Genomic DNA, 21,040 nt, shown 5'->3' on the forward strand with positions numbered 1-21,040 from the left:
AAGATTGACCTGTGACAAAGCAGTAGCTGTGCGCTTCCTCGTGTGGGGGAGTTGCCTGTTTGCACTACGGACGCTACCTTGACAGCTGGCGTCATGCGTACGTCAGAGATCCACGCGTTCCACCCCATACGTCCCATTGCCATGCATCTTGCCCTTGTTCAGCAGCATGCCACCCCCAATCTGGACGATAACCTGAAGCGGGGACTGCGTGCGCTCGATGCCGCCGCCGATGCAGGAGCCGACTGCGTGGTGTATCCCGAGCTGGCGTTCACGCCCTTCTATCCGCAGCACCGCGCCGGGCCCGATGCTCACGACAAGGCCGAGCCGATCCCAGGACCCACCACCGAAGCGTTCCAGGACGCCGCCGCGCGTCGGGGCGTGGTTGTGGTACTCAATCTGTACGAACGCGATGGCGATCGGGCCTACGACACTTCGCCGGTTATCGATGCGGATGGTACGCTGCTTGGCATCACGCGCATGATGCACATCACCGACTACGACGGGTTCTATGAGGAAGGCTACTACGCCCCGGGCGATACCGGCGCGCCCGTCTACGACACCGCCGCCGGACGAATTGGTGTTGCGATCTGCTACGACCGCCACTACCCTGAGTATCTGCGCGCGCTTGCGCTGGACGGGGCCGATCTGGTCGTCGTCCCACAAGCCGGTGCCGAAGGCGAGTGGCCCGACGGGCTCTTCGAAGCGGAGCTCCGCGTGGGCGCCTTCCAGAACGGCTACTTCATGGCACTGGCTAACCGCGTCGGCGAAGAAGATGTGCTCACCTTCGACGGCGGCTCGTTCGTCACCGACCCGTTTGGGCAGCTCGTAGACCAGGCGCCGCGTGGCGAAGACGCAATCCTTCATGCGCACATTGACCTGGACCGGTGCAAGGAAGCCCCGGCCCGACGCCTTTTTCTAAAAGACCGGCGCCCCGATCAGTACGCGCATGGTGCTGTGGCTCCAAACCGGATTTGAAATCGGGCGTAGAAGCGCTGACACCTTCTGTTAATAGTTGCATCGTACAATGGTTGTCTGCCCAAAAAACCATTCCTGGGGCGAACGGTCCCCCGTTCGCCCGTAGAAGCACATTCAGCACAGGCTACAGAGACCTTGACAACACACGTCGGAGTTTTCTGCATACCTGGTTCTGTATCGTCATGCTGAACGCAGTGAAGCATCTCAGGTAATGCGGAGTTGCTGCTGGCGTCTGGTTTTGTGCGATGGGGCGACCTCAATGAGCAGCATAGCTGGACATGTGGAGCAGCGTCGAGATCCTTCCGCCTGGCGGCGTCAGGATGACTTGGAGCAGTAGCAAGGGCTTCTCCAGAAGGCGCGGCGAACGTTCGTATAGTCGCCAATATGATGAAGAGAGCAGACACGTCTTGAAGATCTTCAGCAATCACTTATAGCGTAACCATTACCTCTTAAACGACACCTGCGCTATGGAATGGGCCGCGCCCGAATACATCTGGATACTGATAGGGCTGCCGGTGGTCGTAGGGCTGTTCGCATGGGCGCAGCGCCAGCGGCAGGCGGCGTATGCCCACGGTTGGATCTCTGAAGATGTGCGTCCGACCCTGCGGTGGCGGCGGCAGGTGCAAGCCGCCGTGGTCACCATTGTGGTGGCCCTGCTTGTGCTGGGACTGGCGCGTCCACGGATGGGCGGCGCAGAGCGCGAGGTGGAGCAGCGCGGCCTTGACCTGGTCGTGGCTCTCGATCTGTCGCGCTCGATGCAGGCTGAAGACATTGCCCCCACCCGCCTCGACCGTGCGCGCAACGAACTCCACGGCGTGCTCGACCAGTTGGCAGGCGACCGCGTGGCGCTGGTCGTCTTTGCAGGCAGCGGTCTGCTGCAAGCACCCCTTACCACCGACTATGCCGCGCTGCGGAGTTTACTGGATGCCGCCGACCCGGCCTCCATGCCTGCGCCGGGTTCAAACGTGGAAGCGGCCCTGCAGGGCGCTACAAATGCGCTCGATGCCCGAGATACGCCCAGCGATCCCAATGCCCCTCCACGCGCGCAGGCCGTGCTGCTCCTCTCCGATGGCGAGTTTCACGATGGCGAGGTCGAGGCCGCTCGCGCCCAGGCCCAATCCAACGACATTGCGCTCTACACCGCCGGTATTGGCACCGAAAACGGCGCCCGCATCCCGATCTACAACGAGAACGGCACCCGCACCCACTGGCTCCGCGAAGACAACGGATCCATCGTGACGAGCCGCCTGAACGCCGACGGCCTGCGTGCCTTGCCCACCGGACCAGGACGCTACTACGAACTGGGCCCGGCCACCGGCTCCCTCAGCGCTTTTGTGGACGACCTGCGCGGACTGGAACGCTCGCTCATTGGCATAGAGCGCTTTGACACATACTACGAAGGCTTCTGGATTCCCCTGGCGCTGGCGCTGGCGCTGCTTCTGGTGGATACCGCGTGGGATCCGGCGCGCCCCGCATTTGCTACCAACCCCGCAACCCCATGACGCTCCTCCGCTGGCTGCTCCTTCCGGTACTGATGAGCGCGCTCTGGACATCGAGTGGAGACTCGGAGGGGCGGCGCGGCAACACGCTGTACGAACGCGGTGCATTTGCGGAGGCCGAGGCAGCATTTCAGGCAGGCATTGCACAAACGGATCCGCGCGATAGCACACGCTATGCGGCGCTCCATCACAACTGGGCGGCGGCCCTGTATCAGCAAGAGGCGTATGTCCAGGCCGATTCGGTGTTTGGGGTAGCGCAAGAGTATGCAGAGAGTAAGGACCAGCGCGTGCGCATCCGCTACAACCGGGCCACCAATGCCGCCCGCACCGGCGATACCGAAACCGCCCTTGCGCACTACCGCGCCGCGTTGCTCCTGGACCCGGCCCACGAAGACGCCCGCCACAACTATGAAGTGATGGCGCGCCAGCAGTCGGCCCCATCCGCTCGTGCCGATACGCCGGATGTGGACCCGTCGGATTATGCGCAGCGCCTGAAACGGCGGGCCGAGGCGCTGGCGGCGCAGCGTAATTACACAGCGGCGTTTACCCTCATGCAAGACGGCCTGGCTGAAGACTCAACCGTAGCGGCGTATCAGGACTTTATGGGACGCCTCGGCACCATCGCTACCATCGACCAAGACAGCGTATCCACCGTACGCCGCCCGTAACTTGAAGGTGGCTCTTCCTCACATTTCTCCGTGCTGATGTCATACCTCCGCTATATCACTCTCGTTACTGCGCTGTGTTGGGCCGGATGCGCCAGCGATACGCCGTCCCCCAACAGCAACGCCACCTCCGACACCACAGCCACGGAGTCTGCCTCGGTCTCACCGCCTCAGGAAGCCTTCTGGGCATCGTTAGAATCGCTTTGCGGCCAGGCATTTGCAGGCACCGCTCTCGATGCGCCTGAGGGCGAGGACACCTTTGCCGATGAAGCGCTGGTGATGCATGTGCGTCAGTGCGTTGACGACGAGATTCGCATCCCCTTTCATGTGGGCGACGACCGCTCTCGCACCTGGATCATCAACCAGACCGACGACGGACTGCGCCTGAAGCACGATCATCGCCACGACGACGGCACCGAGGACGAGGTTACGCAGTACGGCGGCGAGACCGATGGCGAGGGCACCGCCACCCGCCAGTCCTTCCCCGCCGACGCGTTTACGGCCGACCTGTTGCCTGCTGCCGCCTCGAACGTGTGGACGGTGGAGGTAACCAGCGAGGCGTACACGTATATCCTGGTTCGTGAGAACACGGGCGCTCGTTATGAAATCGCATTCGACCTCACCGACCCGGTCGATCCGCCGCCTGCGCCATGGGGCTACGAAGACACCGACCCCACACACCAGGATGGATAAGCACCTTCTTGACAGGCAGAGCCGGAGGGGGCGCTAAGAATACGAAGGGGACTCATCGGAGGAGGGGTCGCCAAACATCGAACCGTTCCGTGCCCCACTTTGGGCCAGGGCGAGCGCGCCACGTATCCCTGCGTGGCTGCCCAGCGCAGGCGGCACAATGTACCTGCCTACATTTTGGGTGAGTTCAGGGAGGGTAAGGTAGGTGCTAAATAGATCCCGAAAGCGATTCCGAATCATCGGGAAAAGTGATTGGCGCTGCATGACACCGCCCCCTAAGATGATCCGTTCGGGCGAAAACGTATAGACAAATGAAGCACAAGCCTGGGCCAAGTAATAGGCCTGCATCGGCCAGGCAGCATGGTCATCGGGAAGTTTATTGGGGGCGATGCCCCACCGGGCTTCTATGGCAGGAGCACTTGCCAACCCTTCTAAGCACGTCCCGTGGTACGGGCAGGCGCCTTGAAAGGTATCGTTTGAGGCGCGCGGCACGTGGATGTGCCCCATCTCCGGATGCAGCAGCCCGCGCAGGCCCTTCCCCTCGACCATCAAGCTGCCTCCTATACCGGTGCCTACCGTAAGGTACAAGAAGGTATCGACCGATTGCGCGGCTCCCATGTGATATTCGGCACGGGCTGCCACATTCACGTCCGTGTCCAGAACGACGGGTAGGCGAAGCGCCTGTTGCAGCTGTCCCTTCAAGTCGATATGACTCCATTCGCGCTTAGGGGTTTGAAGCAGGTGGCCGAAGGTGGACGACGAGGGAGAAAGATCGACCGGGCCAAATGTGCCTACGCCAAGCGTTGAGATATTGGGACGGGCCTGGCGAAAAAAGTCGATAATTTGAGAGAGTGTTTCGGCTGGGGTGGTCGTTGGAATACGCACCGACTTCTGTACATCGGCAGGCCCCTGCCCAATTGCGCAGACACAGGTCGTTCCTCCGGTTTCGACGGCTCCGTACCAACGTGTTGAGGTGGCCATGGGGTGCACAAGAGAGCGATAAGAAGACTATTGGCGGGTTGCGGAGGCTCCACACGACTCGCGAATGACCAAGGTGGGCGGTAGCGTAACAAGGACCGGAGCGTCGGTTGGCGAATCGATCCGGTCGAAAAGGAGCCTTGCTGCACGCCGCCCCATCTCATAAGCAGGCTGGCGCACCGTCGTTAGGGAGGGGGTGAGCAGCTTAGCCCACGGTGCATCGTCAAACGCTACAATAGCCAGTTCGTCGGGGACTGACAGGCCCCGCTCGCGCACATATTCAAACGCCCCCAGCGCGAGCTGATTATTGGCAGCAAAGAGGGCCGAAGGAGGAGACGTGCCACGCAGCAGTTCGCGGGCCCGCTCGTAACCCGCCTCCTGACGTGGGGCATCCATAAAGATCAGCGACTCGTCAACAGGCAGATCGGCGGCGTGCAGGGCCTCACGATAGCCATCGGCTCGCTCTGTACTGGTCGTGAGGGATTCAGGGCCGCAGATGAGCCCAATGCGACGGTGCCCGTTCTCGATCAGATGCTGCGTCATCTCCCGAGCCCCGCGCTGGTTGTCGACCACAACCGTATCGACCGGATCGCCAGGCATGCGGCGGTCAAAGCAAACAATGGGCATCGAGAAGTCATCCAGGTCCACATCCAGAGCGCCGGTTTGCCGCATACTTGGCGGCAGCAAGACCCCGTCGGCCGACTCGCCCCGCAAGATGTCGAAGTAGAAGTGCTCGCGTTCAGGGGTTTCGTCAGAGTTACAGAGAATGATAGCGGCTCCACGGGTATAGGCGACATCCTCGGCCCCCCGCACCACTTGCGAGTAGAACGGGTTCTGGATATCCGGAATGACCATGCCGATGAGTTCGGAGTGTCCAGCACGATCGCGAAGCCGCTGCGCAATCCGGCTGGGCTGATAGTCCAACGCGGCAATGGCCTCTTGCACGCGCGCCCGTGTGGTGGGCTTCACTTTTTCGGGGCGGTTGAGCACACGGGAAACGGTGCTAATCGACACATCGGCCCGTTCCGCAACTTCCTTGAGGGTAGACATAAACGGTAAAGATAATTCAGGCGGAAGAGCGCCTCGGACAAGTCCGCAAAGAGAAAAGTCCGATGCAGCAGTTCATAGGAGCCGTAGTCAGTATGCTGAACACGGCGGCTGTCGGTCTCCTCCTAAAGCAGAACCGACGCGATCCAAAAAGGAAAGAAGTCCGTCTTGTAGACCAGGCGTTGCTCTAAACAGATGTTCGAAACAGATGCCACCGAGGCATGGCCGGGCAGGCACTGCTGAACAGACGTGTGCACGTCAGACGGAAAGGACGCCTAAAGGCTCCACGTTCACACATACCCTAAGACATCTTGTTTGCAAACAACTTACGTGTTATGAAGAAATCCGCAGAAAGCAATTGCTCAACAACGGGATGGGATCCAAGCCCACCGGTTTTGAATCGGTCTGCCCGGTCAGATCAATGAGAGTCGATCTATAGGAACCGACTCGTGCTACGTCAATCCTCATTCTGATGATCACCCTGAAATCATCTTCCGATGAACCCTTGACTCGGCGTTCCGCAAGGGCCATCTGAGAAGGCACTACAGTCCGTCACCGCTCGGTTCGACAAATCGTCTAAAGGAAACAGCGTCAAGTTCGGTTGCGGGCATGGCTAACGCGTTGCAGGACGCGGCATTCGAGCGGGGTTTAGCACTGTCGTAGCAGCCGTCACCGGACATTTCTGAGGAAAACAGGAATCTTAATCAAAGAAAACCTTTTCATGATTGCAAGTCGTGAAAGGCTCTACCCCTTGAATAAAACCGGTGAAAAGTTTTTTTCGACAGCGATTTGACTTTTATTAATGAAAAGCTTTTCATTGTTATCAGCGTGTTAGGAAAGAAAGCGCTTCCACCCTTGGTTTACGTTTTGGAAAAAAGCCTTTTGTGCTATGCGATTAGTTAATCGATGGACACCACATACAGGTGGAATCGCCAGCATCGGGCGATTGCTGCCAGTTATCATACTACTCTGGGCCTTGAGCAGTCCGGCTACGGCATGGGCACAAGGACGAACGATTAGCGGCACGGTGACTGATGCACAGTCGGAAGAAGTGCTACCAGGGGTAAACATCACCGTTGTCGGCTCTACGGTGGGCACCTCTACGTCGTCCGACGGCTCCTATGAGCTTACCAATGTGCCAAGCGATGCTGATTCGCTTGCCTTTTCGTTTATCGGATACGAAACGCAGCGCGTTGCTATTGACGGACGCACCGAGATTGATGTAGCGCTTGTACCGTCTACGGTAGAAGCTGAGAGCATCGTGGTGACGGCGCTGGGTGTGACGCGCGAAGAAGACCAGCTCGGATATTCGCTCGAATCGATTGAGACGGACAACCTTGAAACTGCGAATACGGTGAGCCTGGCCAGTACCCTGGCTGGTCGCGTGTCGGGGTTGCAGATCGATCAGGCTGGATCGGGGTCGGGCGGGTCATCGCGGTTGGTCTTGCGTGGTGAGTCGTCGCTCAACAAAAACAACAATGCGCTCATTGTCCTCGACGGGATTCCAATCAACAACTCGCAGTTTCAGCCAGCCGGTCGGTTTGGCGGGTTTGACTTTGGTGATGGCATCACCAATCTGAATCCTGGCGACATTGAGTCCATCTCCGTGCTTAAGGGGCCTGCAGCCGCCGCCCTCTACGGCACGCGCGGCGGCAACGGGGCCATCGAAATTACCACGCGCAAGGGTGATGCCGCGCAAGACGGACTGGGCGTAAGCTACCGCACCAGCCTGAGCGCTCGCACCCCCACCGTCTGGATCGATGAGGAGTTTCAGAACGAATATGGCCGCGGAACAGGCGGCACCTTGCCCTCCGATAGCGACGGTACGCTCTTCATTCCCAGTGGCACCGAGTCCAGCTTCGGGCCGCGCATGGAGGGGCAGACGGTGCGGCGTTTCAATGGCGAAGTCGGTCCCTACGAGCCGCAAGAAGACAATGTGCGCGACTTCTACGATACCGCCACGACCCTCACCAATTCGGTGAGCGTGTATGGCGGCGGCGAGCAAGGAACGGTGCGGGCCTCGTACACGAACCTGCGTGATCGGGGACTGCTGCCCAACAATGAATTGGATCAGAATACGTTTACGCTTTCATCCCGATATGACGTTACCGACCGCCTGTCGATGACGGGGCGTGCTACGTATCTGAAGCGCGAGTCGTTTAACCGGCCTGTGCTGGCAGACAACCCCGACAACACCGTGCAGTCGTTCTTGCTGATGCCACGCAGCGTGCGCCTCGACGACCTCCGCGACTTCCGCACGCCCGATGGAGAGCCGGTAGTCTGGAATAACAATGTGCCCGGTCGCAAGCAAAACCCGTTTTGGACGGTCAACCTGAATACAAACGAAGATGAACGCGACCGTGTGCTCGGAGCCCTCCAGGCGCGCTACGAGTTCACCGACTGGCTTAGTGCACAGGTGCGCGGCGGACAAGACTTCTACTCGGAAACGCGATCCTGGCAGCGCGCCACGGGCACGGTGTTTGAAGTCAGCACAGCGCCATCGCGCGCCAAGTTTGAGAACACCAGCTTGCGGGTTGAGGAAACCAACTACGACGCACTGCTCACTGCCGAGGGCAACCTGACCAGTGATCTGTTTGCAGAGGCGAACGTAGGGGCCAGCCGCTTTATGCAAAACACGTTGCTTGAAGGCATTACCAGCGATGGGGCCAGCGTGCCTGACCTGTTCACGCGCACCAATGCCGAATCCAATTCGCCGTTTGTCAGCCAAACGCGACGCGAAATTCAGTCGATCTACGGGTTTGCTGAACTGGGATATCGCAACTATGCCTTTTTAGACATTGCGGCCCGCAACGACTGGTCGTCTACCCTACCCGAAGGTAACCGCTCGTTCTTCTACCCGTCTGTCAGCGGAAGCCTTGTGCTCACGAAAGCCATCGACGGGCTGGACGATGGGGCGCTCTCCTTTGCACGCGTACGCGCCTCGTGGGCCGAAGCGGGAAACGATGCAAGTCCCTATCAGACCGATCAAACCTTTGCCATTGGGGATGCGCTGGGCGGCTCTTTTGGAGATCAAAACTTCGCCACAGTGGCTGATGTGCTGCCCAACCTCGACGTAGAGCCTGAAATCACCACATCGGTCGAAGTCGGTACCGATCTGCGCTTTTGGGAGGACCGGGCGCGTCTTTCGGCTACCTTTTACGACCAGAGCACCGAAAACCAGATCATTGACATCCCGATCTCTTCAGGATCGGGCTTTACCAGTCGCATCATCAATGCCGGCGAAGTGTCGAATACCGGATTCGAAGCCTCTATTGGGGGGACGCCTGTGCAAACCGATGATCTGGAGTGGGAGCTGTCGTTCAACTTTGCTACCAACAGCTCGGAAGTGAAAGGCTTTCCGGATGACATCGACACCCGGCTGCTGGGCGTGAGCCGCTCGGGCGTGCAACTGATCGCCGAAGAAGGCGGTGAGTTTGGAGCGCTCGTGGGCGAGACCTTTGCACGCGACGATAACGGCAACATCATTGTCGACGAGAATGGCATTCCCCAGCGCGGGGGCAACGGCACCATTGGCAATGTGCAGCCCGATTGGACGGGCGGGGCCAATTCCTCGCTACAGTATAAAAACTGGGGCCTCGATGTACTGGTCGACATGCGGCAAGGCGGCGACATCTACTCGCTCTCGAACGCAGCTGCGCACTTTACGGGGAACCACAAGGCTACACTCGACGGCCGCGAAGACGGATTTGTCTTCGATGGCGTGACCGAAGACGGCGAGCCCAATACCACTGCGGTCGATCCGGAAGCGTTCTGGACCGATGTTGCAGCATTCCCCGATGGCGGCATTGACGAGGCCTTCGTGTATGATGCCAGCTACATTCGCCTAAAGCAGGCCACGCTGCGCTACCAGGTGCCCGAGTCGCTGTTCGACGGCATACCGCTCCGCCGAATGCAGATTGCAGCAACAGGCACCAATCTGTTCTTCTTCGAGCGTCATACCGAGGGCTTCGACCCTACCGCTGCAAGCCGTAGTGGAAGTGCCTTTACGCAGGGCCTCGAATACGCTGCCTTCCCAAACACGCGCAGCTGGGGATTCAGCCTGCAAGCTGAGTTTTAGCACGCACCGCCCACGCCTCTCGCGCCTGTTTTATCATCGATTCCTTGTAGACCTATGACCTTCCTACGCACACCGCTGGTCGTTGGCTTAAGCGCGCTCATATTGCTTATGACAGTAAGCGCCTGCACCGACGACTTCTCCGCCATCAACAGCAATCCTGACGAACCCACCGACGTCCCCGAAGACCTGCTCTTTACGCGGTCGTTGCGCATGACTATGCTCGACGACTTTACCTGGCAGGTGGGTGAGCATTTGCATCCCAACATGTTCGTGCAACACTTTTCGAATCCCACACCAGGGTTCAACACAGACCGGTATGGCGTAAACGATGGGTGGCTTACCGTCTACTGGGATGAAGCCTATACCGACTTCGGCAAAGACATTCAGCAGGTCATCGACCAGGCGAGCGAAGACGAGGAAAAAGTCAACAAGCTTGCCCAGGCACGGATCTGGAAGGTGTTCGTTGTGCAGCGCCTGACGGACTTCTTTGGCGACATCCCGTACTCGGAGGCCTTTACAGGCAACTCGACCCCGGCGTACGACACGCAAGAAGAGATCTACCGCGACCTGTTCAACGAACTGGATGAAGCGGTTGCGCAGTTCGACGAAAGCCAAGAAGACCGCTTCCGAGATGCCGATGTACTCTACGGTGACGATCTTGAGGCGTGGCGCCGGTTTGCAAACTCGCTGCGTTTGCGCTTAGCGATGCGCGTCTCCGAGGTGGACCCCGCCCTCGCAGAGTCTGAAGCCCAGGCAGCGCTCAATAGCAGCAGCGGCCTCATCGCCTCGAACGATCAAGCCGCTGAGCTGCGTCCCGACGGATCCTCGCGCAACGAACGCAACTCGCTGGCTACGGTCATGTCCTTTCAGGACAGCCGCGTCAGCAAAACGCTGGAAGACTACCTGCGCGACCTCGACGACCCCCGGCTTCCCGTCTACATCGACGTGGCGCTGGCCGACGATGTCGATGAACGGCGCGGATTCCCCAACGGCTTTTCGGATTCACAGCTTCAAGAGCAGAACCCCGACGAGTTCTCCATAGCCGGCCCTGAGTTTCAGGACCCGACGCATCCCATTAGTGTGATGTCGCATGCCGAGGTGCGCTTCTTGCAAGCCGAGGCCGCGCTGCGCGGCTATAGCGCCGACGACCCGGCCGTGCACTACGAACAGGGCATTGAGGCTGTGATGGAGCGCTACGACGTGTCCGCCGACGAGGTCGAGGCGTATCTGGGGCAGCCCGACGTAGCCTGGGATGAAAGTGCCTCTGATGAGGAGAAGCTTGAGCGCATTATCCTCCAGAAGTGGCTCGCCTTGTTCGGGCGGAGCGGCTTCGAGGCCTGGGCCGAATACCGCCGCACGGGCTATCCGGAACTGCAAGAAATCCGGGATCCCAGCGGTGGAACAACCAATGGCGAGGTGCCGCTCCGCGTGCCCTATCCAGAATCGGAGAGCACCGTGAACGGATCGAACTTCGACGACGCCGTTGGTCGGCTTAACGAAGGCAATACCTACCTGTCGCGTATGTGGTGGGATGTGGAGTAGGCTCCGCTCGCAAACATCAGCAGAAAGCCTTTGAGTCTCCTCGAATCCTTCTAAATATATGATGCGATGGCTTGCCTGGACACTCGTCGTGCTTAGTATTGGATGGGGCACCGGCTGCGAAAACGGCTCCCCCGAGTCGCCGCCTGATGGCGAGGACCCCCTCACCGAACTCCGAGGGGTGTGGCTCACCAACGTAGACTCGGACGTGCTCGACAGCCAGGCGTCGATTGAGGACGCAATGGCGTTTTTGGCTGAGCATCACTTCAATGTGGTGTTTCCTGTGGTATGGAACAACGGGGTGACCCTGTATCCGAGCGAAATCATGGCCGATCGGTTCGATGTGTCTATCGATCCGGCCTACGAGGGACGCGATCCGCTGGCCGAGATTATTGAGGCCGCCGATAAGCACGACCTGGCGGTGGTGCCCTGGTTCGAGTTTGGCTTTGCCGCGCGCCATGCCGAGTCTACCCCTACGGACATTCTGGAGCACCACCCGGAATGGGCCGCTCGCACCCCCGAGAGCGACCCGGTCGTCAAAAACGACTTTCACTGGATGAACGCCTTTCATCCGGATGTGGAAGACTTTGTGGTTGGGCTGATGCAGGAGGTGGCCACCACGTACGACGTTGCGGGCGTGCAAGGGGATGACCGGTTGCCCGCGCAGCCTGTCGAAGGCGGATACGCTCCCCAAACGGTCGAGCAGTACCAGGCCGATCATGACGGAGCCGACCCGCCCTCCGACCCGCACGAGGCCGACTGGAAAGCATGGCGTGCCGACCAGCTAAACGCCATTGCCGAACGCATCTATGGGGATATGAAGGCCATTTCCCCCACCCTGCAGGTCTCGTGGTCGCCCAGTATCTACCCATGGGGCTACGACGAGTACCTGCAGGAATGGCCTTCGTGGTTACGCAACGGTCATGCCGATTGGGTGCACCCACAGGTCTATCGGCGCGATACCACGGCCTACCGGGAAACCCTCGAAGATCAACTGCCCGATGCAGTAGACCTCCCCGAATCAGACCGCGCACGCATCTATCCGGGCGTCTTGTTGCAAGTGGGCGATTACCGCATGACGCCCGACGAGGCCGTGCAGGTGGTGCGTACCAATCGCGACATGAATCTGCACGGAGAGGTGTTTTTCTTCTATGAGGGCCTGCGCGCCAACGATGATGAGGTTGCCAATGCACTGGCAGAGACGGTGTATCAGCAGTCTGCCTCATGGCCCGAGCCACGCTGAGTTGCATCGCTGCTGATTTGCATCTCCCTTTTGCAGGGTGAGCCCGCCGCTCCTTTTCAATCACGTGATGTTATGCATCCCATTGACCTCACCATTATCGCAGTCTACCTCCTGATGCTCATTGGCATCGGGCTGTACATGCAGCGGCGAGCGGGGCGTAACATCGACAGCTTCTTCTTGGGCAATAACAAGATTCCGTGGTGGGCGCTGGGGGCCTCAGGCATGGCCTCGAACCTGGATGTGTCCGGCACCATGATTATTGCGGCACTCATTTACGCCCTTGGAGCCCAGGGCTTCTACATTGAGATTCGCGGCGGGGTGGTGCTGCTGTTGGCCTTCTTCATGATCTTTATGGGGAAGTGGAACCGCCGGGCCGCAGTCATGACGCTGGCGGAGTGGATGGAGTACCGATTTGGGTCAGGACGCCAGGGGCAGGCGGCTCGCTTGCTGGCCGCCCTGGCCAACCTGGCGTTTGCCATTGCCACGGTTACCTATTTTGCGCAAGGCGCGGGCATTTTCCTGGGACGTTTGCTCGGCATTTCGCCCGATCTGGCCGCCATTGGGATGATCGCGCTGGCATCCATCTATACCATTGCCAGCGGACTCTACGGCGTCGTTTATACCGATGTGTTTCAAGGCTTTCTGGTCTTTGGAGCTATCGTGTATACCGTCTACCTGGCGATGACAAGCTACACGCTCCCCGCCGAGTTTGCTATCTCGGTCCCTATGGGAGGGGGCGAGTTCCAGGAACTCATGACCACGCGCGAGGCCTGGCTAAGCATCATCCCCGACTGGCAGAAAGAGCTACCCGGCACGTACAGTCAGTACAGCCTATTTGGCATCGGCATCCTGTTCTATCTGTTTCGCTCGTGTATTGACGGGATGAGCGGTACCGGCGGATACATCATTCAGCGCTTCTATGCGGCCAAAGACGAACGCGAAGCTGGGCTGCTGAGCGCCTTCTGGATCGTCTTGCTCTCGTTGCGCTGGCCGTTCGTGATGGCGATTGCTATCATGGGCGTGTCGTTTGGCATCTCGAACGAAACCATTGCCAATCCGGAAGAGGTGCTCCCCGTTGTGCTCATTGAGCTCATTCCTGTTGGGTTGAAAGGGCTGCTGGTGGCCGGGCTCATTGCGGCGGCCATGTCTACCTTCGACTCGGTGGTGAATGCAGGAGCAGCCTACTGGACCCGCGACATCTACCAGCGCTTCCTGAACACGGATGCCTCCGAAAAGCGCCTCGTGTGGCACAGCCGGGCGTCGTCGGCGGTCATTGTCGTGATCGGCATGGCGTCCACGTATGCCTTTGAGAGCCTAAATGACATCTGGGGCTGGCTCACCATGGGACTGGGAGCCGGGCTGCTGGTCCCGCAGTTCATTCGATGGTATTGGTGGCGCTTTAATGGATACGGATATGCAGGCGGCACCTTCATCGGGATGTCGCTGGCTGTCGTGCAACACATGATCGCGCCCGAACTGGCCGAGATCTGGACGTTCACGCTGATCGGTTCGGTCACATTTGTTGCGTGTATCGTTATCTCGCTGCTCACCGAACCCACCTCGGCCGATGTGCTCCGTACCTTCTACACGGAAACCAAGCCCTTTGGATACTGGGGCGCTGTGCGCGAACGGCTGGATGATGCCATCCTCGCGCCCATCCATGCCGAAAACCGGCGCAACATCCTCGGCATCCTCCTTGCTGTCCCATGGCAGCTTACGCTGTTCCTAACCACCATGACGTTCGTCACCAAAGAATGGACCACCTTTGCCTGGCTGCTGGCAACATGCAGTGCCCTTACCGTTGGGTTGTACTTCGTGTGGTTCCGCCATCTTTCAACGTCGGAGGCCGATGCCGATGACGTGTCGCCGTCTTCCTAACCGCTGCGCATTATTCTGCTATGCATCGACGTGACTTTATCCGCATGCTGGGAGCCGGTGCCACGGGCCTGTCGGTGATGCCCTACGTGAGTGGTCCGTACTTTCAGGGAACGCCGCACACCGAAACCGACATCGTGATCTTTGGCGGAGGCGCGGGCGGCCTGTGTGCCGGACTGCAAGCCGCACGGCTGGGGGCCGAGGTCGTCATTCTCGAACCCTCGCCATGGGTCGGCGGCATGATTACTGCCGCCGGGGTGAGCGCGCTCGATGGCAACAAGCACGGCGCAGGCGGCGGGCTCGTGCACACCTTCCGCGAGGAACTCGTGGCGCACTATGGCTCCTACGACGCATTGGAAACGGGGTGGATCAGCCTGTACAACTACGAGCCACACGTGGGCCAGGCCATCCTGGATCGATGGGTATCCAGCGAAGACAACCTTACTGTACTGCATGGCGTGGCCGCTACCGGCTACGAACGGACGGCTCAACACCGGCGGCGTATCAGCATCACGCCTGTCGATGATTGCTATCTTCCCGCCAACTGCCAGGAATCCGAACGCACGCTCACCTGCCGTATCTTCATCGATGCGACGGAATACGGCGACGGGCTGCCGCTTGCAGGGATTCCGTACCGGTTAGGACGCGAAAGCCGGGATGAGTACGGGGAAGTCCCTGCACCCGCTGAGCCCGACATGCACATGCAAGACCTGACCTATGCCGCCACGCTGGTGCGCGATCCCGAGGGCACTCCGCTTCCCGTTGCCGATACCGACCGCGCCCGTTGGGACTTCTTTGCCTGTAGCACCACCGCCGATTGCGAGAACCCCGACTCTGACTATCTCGGGCACGATGTGCATTCGTGGGAGCGCTTCATTACGTATGCGGCGCTGCCCAACGACAAGTACTTGCTCAACTGGCCGCACCATGCAAATGACTATCCTGTTTCGGAGGCTTTCTTCGAGGATCCGTTCTATCGGAAGAAGCAGCTGCGCATGGCGAAGCAGCACACCATTCAGTTCCTGCGCTACATGCAGACGGAACTCGACCACCCCGAGTGGCAGCTTGCCACCGATGAGTACCCGACCGAGGACCACCTGCCTCCGATTCCGTACATCCGCGAAAGCCGCCGCATGGTGAACAATAGCGTGATGACACTGGAAGACGTGGTGCCCACTCATGACAATCCGCGGGCCCCGATTCAGCCGGATGCGATTGCCGTAGGAGACTATTTCATCGACCATCATCATGCCCGCCACCACCTGCCGCCTGACTGTCGCCTAAATGAGGACTACCCGGATAACGCTCCGTTTCAGGTGCCTGCGTCGGTGTTCGTGCCCGACATTGAGGATCCCTGCGTACTGGTGGGCGAGAAGAGCATTGCCGTTACGCATATCGTAAACGGCTGTACACGCTTGCAGCCTGTTGTGATGCTCATGGGTCAGGCCCTCGGTGTGATGGCCGCTCATGCGGTGCACGACGACTGTGCTCCTGCCGATGTATCCACCGGGCGCATCCAGCATGATCTGATTGATGCCGGGTGCCCGCTCTACATCGTGTACGACATCACTCCCGACCACGACCTGTTCGAGCCGGTGCAGCGCCTGGCTCAGGCCGGGATTCTCCGCGATGACGACCCGACCGAGCTCGATCCAGATGCACCGTTGCCGGCATCGTGGGCCGCTCGCTGGTGTGACCGGGCCGATCTCTCCGAGGCGATTGCTGCCCCCGGAGCCGACCAGCCTTTGCGCTACAACGACGTGCGCGCTCCACTGCTCAACGCCCTGAACGAAGACAGCGATGTCGTCTCGCGCGCCGATTTTGTGGCTGCGCTGCACACCGTCACCAACGCGGAATAGCTTCGCCTCCCACTACGCCTGACCTGCTCGTTGCTCCCTCGTTTTGATTCATGGACGCCGCCAACGCATCCCCTCCGTACCGAGGCATCGTCGTATCGCACACCCACTGGGATCGGGCGTGGTACCTGCCGTTTGAGCGATTTCGCGTGCGGCTCGTGCGCCTGGTTGACCGCGTAATGGATCTGTTGGAAGACGATTCCAGCTACCGGGCCTTCACGCTCGACGGACAAACGGTGCTACTGGAAGATTACCTGGAGGTGCGGCCCGATCAAGAAGACCGGCTGCGGCGGCTTATCGAGCAAGAGCGGATGCTCATTGGGCCCTGGTACACCTTGCCCGATCTGTTTCTGGTTTCGGGCGAGGCGCTCATTCGTAATTTGCAGGAAGGACAGCGCCTCTGTGCACGTTTTGGCAGCACCATGCCCGTGGGCTATATCCCCGACCCCTTCGGACACATCGCACAGATGCCCCAACTGCTGCGTGGGTTTGGGCTCGACACCTATCTGTTCATGCGTGGCCTGGATGCAGAGACCAAAGAGCGACTCGGTTCCGTGTTCAATTGGGAAGCCCCAAACGGCGACCGCGTGCTCGCTATCTACCAGCCTGATGGCTATTTCCCCGCCGCGGCGCTTGGCCACCCCGGCCCGTACGGACGCTTCGACGGACGCGCCCCCTTGGTGGATGAGGCGCGCACGCAGATCGAGGAGGCCGTTGCCAAAATGGGAGCGCTGCAAGAAGAGCGTACGGTGCTTCTTAGCAACGGCTTCGACCACATGCCTGAGCAGCCCGAGCTTCCTGCTCTGCTCGATGCCCTTAACGAACAGATGGATACCGTAACGCTTGAGCACGGAACGCTGCCCATGTTTGTGGACGCGCTGAAGTCCGAAGCTTGCGCACACGGCACGTACCGGGGCGATCTGCTTGGCAATGTTGACCATCCCATTCTGTCGAGCGTCTACTCCACACGCATCTACCTGAAGCAGCAGAACCACCGGGCGCAGCGCCTGCTTAGTCGATATGCCGAGCCCATGAGCGCCTGGCTGGATGCCGAATCCACCGGGCCCGATGCGCGTCCTGTGCTGCGTCATGCCTGGAAAACGCTGCTGCGCAACCATCCGCACGACGATATCTGCGGCTGTAGCGTAGATGCGGTGCATGAAGACAACGAGGCACGGTTTCGCCACGTCATGGAAACCGGCACCGAACTGTTGGTGGAGCACCTGGAGCATCTGAAAAAGCACGGGGGATTCGAAGCACCTGCCGGTACCGGAGCGCGTTCGGCAGACGTCTGGGTCTTTAATCCGCATCCATGGCAGGCTACCTACCGCGTAAAAGCCACGCTCTTGTTTCCGAGCGATGACGGCACGCGCGCCTCGGCACCACCCCCCGAGCCGCTCAACGCGTGCGACGGCACAGGAAACGACGTGCCCATTCGCGTGCTCAACACCACTGGCGGGGTGATGCGAAACCCCTACCTGGAGCAAACCTGGGGGCGTCGGTACACGGTGTGCGCAACCGTTACCGTACCGCCCCTCGGCTATCAGATGCTGCATGTCTATGCATCTGGCAACGATGCATCCCAGAACGATGCATCCAGCAACGACAGGCTGCAATCTCCGAACTCCGATGCCCCCGCTGTATCCACAGGTCCTACACTGGAGCGTGCAAACGATCAGTATCGGCTTTTTGAGCGCGAAGGGGCGCTGTATCTGGAGGCGAAAGCGGCTGGCCAGACCATGGGTCCGGTGCTGCAGTTTGAATATCAACTGGATGCAGGCGATACGTATTCGTTTGGCCCCGTGCCCGAACACGGTCCCTGGTGGGCGCGGTGCACCGACATCGCCCCGCATCCCCACGATCCGCATGCTCTGCAAATGCAGCATGTTTTGCAGGTGCCAGCGTCGTACGATCGAGCGCAGGGCCCGCAGGGACGCACAACGCTTCACCTTACCACCAACGTCCAACTCGGCGTGCGGCGTGCGCTAGAGATCACGACACGCTACACGAACACGGCCCGCGACGGACGACTACGTGCTGTGCTGCCGGCACACGCAGCAACGCGCACTGCCTGGGCCGACGGGCACTTTCGGTGGGCACCGCGCTCCCAACAGCCGATGCAAACCCCTGAATCGCATCCCGATCGCTATGGAGGCTACCCGGGAGAACTGCGCTACCCCACGCATCACCAGGGCGACGGCGTAATGGTGGAAGCAGAGGGCCTGCGCACGTGGGTCGCCAATCGCGGACTCCCTGAGTTTGAACTGGTAGATGCCGGTGGGACACCCGGGCAAACCGCCCATATCGCAGTTACGCTGCATCGAGCGGTGGGGATGCTCTCGGTTGAGGGCGGGCGCCTCCGCGACTGTCAGGCCGGGCCGAGCATGCCAACCCCTGGTGCACAGTGTCAGCGTGACCTAAAAGCCGATCTTGCGTACGGGGTGGGTCCCTGGGAGCGCGCGACGGTGCTTCGGGAGATGCGCATGTTTGCGCATCCAGCCTGGACACGGGAAATGCCCGCGTTGCCCCATGTGACGTCTGAAGGAGCACGTCCCCGCACCCAATCGCTCCTGACTATCGACACGCCCGAGGTCGAGGTTACGGCTGTAACCCCAGCCCCAGCGCCTCGCACACAAGCCGTGCGGCTCTGCAATCGGAGCGGCACAGCACAGCGCGTGGCCCTAACCATCGGATGGCCGGTCGAGGCATACTGTTATAGCGACTTGAACGAGCAGTGGGATGATGAGGCGGCTACTCCGCTAACGGGAGATACGTTAACGACGATGATAAAGCCGCACGCCATCCAAACGCTGCTTCTTCGGGGAACGGAAGCCTAACCAACACCCATATTATTTTCGATTGACAATGAAAAGCTTTTCATTTATAATGCATTAAGTTCCTTAATAGGATCAAATTACGCGATTTTGAATCGACAGGAAACCGATATGGCATCGTCGAAAGCTCGGAGCATACGCGCCACGCTGGTTCATCGCGTGCAGATGCGATACATCGTTGCGTTTCCGTCGGAGTACCGGAGCAATCTGGAGAAGAAGTGGCCCCTGCTTCTCTTTCTTCATGGAGCCGGAGAGCGCGGATCCGACCTAAAAGCGGTAACGCGCCATGGTCCACTGGCCGAGACGGCGGCTTCCTCCGATCCGTTTGTGGTGGTGGCTCCGCAGTGTCCCGAAGACACCTGGTGGGATCCGCACGCAGTGTACGCGCTCGTCCGCGAGTGCCATGAGCGCTACCGGGTTAATCCAAGCCGGCTGTACGGCACGGGCATAAGCATGGGCGGCACAGGGATATGGAACTTGTCCGCCAAATGCCCGCGCCTGTTCGCGGCCATTGCCCCGATATGCGGACGCGCAGACCCGCTCTGGGCGAGTGCGCTTACCGACGTGCCAATTTGGGCGGTACATGGGGCCCAAGACCCCACGATTCCCTATGAGCAGTCGCGCACCATGGTCGATGCTGTGCAGGTACACGGCGGCACAGCACGGCTAACACTCGACCCCGAGGCGGGGCATGACGTGTGGACGCGTACGTATGCCAACTCGGCGCTCTACGACTGGATGCTTCAGCATGAGCGTAAGGCGTCGTTACTTTGAGGGCTTGAGTATTCCAGTTTCTCACCTTCGGCATTCGTTTGAGCTTATGCATCGATGCTTCCCATCACCTTATGAAAATCACGGGCACCTTTCTCGACGAAATTACGCACGACATCCCCTCGCAAAACTGGGGGCCGCAGGAGTGGGCGCGCGACTTCGACGCGATGCGCGCCGTGGGCATCGATACGGTTATTCTGATTCGGGCCGGATACCGCAATCGGTCCACGTTCGATTCGGAGGTGCTCCAGTCGCATCGACCCATGATTCCAGCATATAACGACCTGGTTGCGCTTTTCCTGGAAGAAGCCGCCCGCTGCGACATGGACTTCTATTTCGGGACGTACGATGCGGGCACCTTCTGGGATGAGGGAGACTACGCCGAAGAGGTGGCAATCAACAAAGCATTCTGCCACGAAGTCGTGGAGCGCTACGGCGCCGCCGATGCTTTTGCGGGCTGGTACATCTGCCACGAAATCAACACGTACGACGACGAGCAGATGCGACTCTACGAAGAGCTTGCTACCCATTTGCGGGCGCTCAAAAACGTCCCCATTCTGATGTCGCCCTATATGAAAGGGGTAAAGCAGTTTGGAGAAGACGCTATGGCCTTTGATGAGCACGCGTCTACATGGAAAACAGTGTTCGAACGCCTTGAGGGACTGGTGGATGTCGTCGCGTTTCAAGATGGCAATGTCCCGCTGCACGACCTGCCTCGATACTTGGATGTGAATCACGAGTTGGCCGAAGCCCACGGCATTCAATGCTGGAGCAATGTAGAGTCGTTCGATCGTGACGTGCGCATCCAGTTTCCTCCTATTGACTTTCGCAAACTTCGCTATAAGATCGAGCAGGCAGCTGCGGCGGCCGTGGAGAAAATTATCACGTTCGAGTTCTCGCACTTCATGAGTCCCCACTCCACATTTCCATCAGCGCGTACGCTTCACGACCGATACCGGAACTGGATCAACACGCCCACCGCATAGCTCC

General features: G+C 59.7%; 14 protein-coding genes. 12 read left to right on the plus strand and 2 right to left on the minus strand.

Annotation, left to right across the window (positions count from 1 at the left end):
- The first annotated feature begins 141 nt into the window (after positions 1–141).
- The 4 genes from R6U20_RS05555 to R6U20_RS05570 all read left to right on the plus strand — a co-directional run bounded on the left by R6U20_RS05555 (position 142) and on the right by R6U20_RS05570 (position 3,832).
- Positions 142–975, plus strand: a complete 834-nt coding sequence (locus tag R6U20_RS05555; RefSeq protein ID WP_410336871.1) for a nitrilase-related carbon-nitrogen hydrolase — start codon at positions 142–144, stop codon at positions 973–975.
- Between the two features lie 467 nt (positions 976–1,442).
- Positions 1,443–2,477 carry a vWA domain-containing protein gene (locus R6U20_RS05560; protein ID WP_410336872.1) on the plus strand — a complete coding sequence of 345 codons (1,035 nt, stop codon included), beginning with the start codon at positions 1,443–1,445 and terminating at the stop codon, positions 2,475–2,477.
- Entirely contained in the window at positions 2,474–3,142 is a 669-nt protein-coding gene (locus R6U20_RS05565) for a hypothetical protein (protein WP_410336873.1), read from the plus strand. The genes R6U20_RS05560 and R6U20_RS05565 overlap by 4 nt, the downstream gene beginning before the upstream one ends.
- A 36-nt stretch (positions 3,143–3,178) precedes the next feature.
- Positions 3,179–3,832, plus strand: coding sequence for a hypothetical protein (locus tag R6U20_RS05570; RefSeq protein WP_410336874.1), 654 nt, complete (start codon positions 3,179–3,181; stop codon positions 3,830–3,832).
- 33 nt (positions 3,833–3,865) lie between these two features.
- Here the strand turns inward: R6U20_RS05570 and R6U20_RS05575 are convergent, their stop codons facing one another.
- Both R6U20_RS05575 and R6U20_RS05580 read right to left on the minus strand, forming a co-directional pair.
- Positions 3,866–4,810 carry an ROK family protein gene (locus R6U20_RS05575; protein ID WP_410336875.1) on the minus strand — a complete coding sequence of 315 codons (945 nt, stop codon included), beginning with the start codon at positions 4,808–4,810 and terminating at the stop codon, positions 3,866–3,868.
- 27 nt (positions 4,811–4,837) lie between these two features.
- The gene (locus R6U20_RS05580; protein WP_410336876.1) at positions 4,838–5,857 is read right to left on the minus strand and encodes a LacI family DNA-binding transcriptional regulator; all 1,020 of its coding nucleotides are present in this window, start codon (positions 5,855–5,857) and stop codon (positions 4,838–4,840) included.
- 886 nt (positions 5,858–6,743) lie between these two features.
- Between R6U20_RS05580 and R6U20_RS05585 the strand changes: the two genes are divergently transcribed.
- From R6U20_RS05585 to R6U20_RS05620, 8 genes are all read left to right on the plus strand, one after another.
- A complete protein-coding gene (locus R6U20_RS05585) occupies positions 6,744–9,932 on the plus strand; it encodes a SusC/RagA family TonB-linked outer membrane protein (RefSeq protein ID WP_410336877.1) in 3,189 nt (1,062 codons plus the stop codon).
- Positions 9,933–9,986: 54 nt separating this feature from the next.
- A complete protein-coding gene (locus R6U20_RS05590) occupies positions 9,987–11,474 on the plus strand; it encodes a SusD/RagB family nutrient-binding outer membrane lipoprotein (protein WP_410336878.1) in 1,488 nt (495 codons plus the stop codon).
- Positions 11,475–11,532: 58 nt separating this feature from the next.
- On the plus strand, positions 11,533–12,714 hold the full coding sequence (locus R6U20_RS05595) for a glycoside hydrolase family 10 protein (RefSeq protein ID WP_410336879.1): 1,182 nt from the start codon (positions 11,533–11,535) through the stop codon (positions 12,712–12,714).
- Between the two features lie 72 nt (positions 12,715–12,786).
- Positions 12,787–14,592, plus strand: coding sequence for a sodium:solute symporter family transporter (locus tag R6U20_RS05600; protein ID WP_410336880.1), 1,806 nt, complete (start codon positions 12,787–12,789; stop codon positions 14,590–14,592).
- Positions 14,593–14,612: 20 nt separating this feature from the next.
- A complete protein-coding gene (locus tag R6U20_RS05605) occupies positions 14,613–16,448 on the plus strand; it encodes an FAD-dependent oxidoreductase (RefSeq protein ID WP_410336881.1) in 1,836 nt (611 codons plus the stop codon).
- 50 nt (positions 16,449–16,498) lie between these two features.
- Positions 16,499–19,282 carry a glycoside hydrolase gene (locus tag R6U20_RS05610; protein ID WP_410336882.1) on the plus strand — a complete coding sequence of 928 codons (2,784 nt, stop codon included), beginning with the start codon at positions 16,499–16,501 and terminating at the stop codon, positions 19,280–19,282.
- Between the two features lie 108 nt (positions 19,283–19,390).
- Positions 19,391–20,053: a prolyl oligopeptidase family serine peptidase gene (locus R6U20_RS05615; RefSeq protein ID WP_410336883.1), complete on the plus strand. Its 663-nt coding sequence runs from the start codon at positions 19,391–19,393 to the stop codon at positions 20,051–20,053.
- Between the two features lie 71 nt (positions 20,054–20,124).
- A complete protein-coding gene (locus tag R6U20_RS05620) occupies positions 20,125–21,036 on the plus strand; it encodes a DUF4434 domain-containing protein (protein WP_410336884.1) in 912 nt (303 codons plus the stop codon).
- The last annotated feature ends 4 nt before the right edge of the window (positions 21,037–21,040 follow it).

It is taken from the genome of Longimonas sp. (assembly GCF_046498435.1).
Taxonomy (GTDB): domain Bacteria; phylum Bacteroidota; class Rhodothermia; order Rhodothermales; family Salinibacteraceae; genus Longimonas.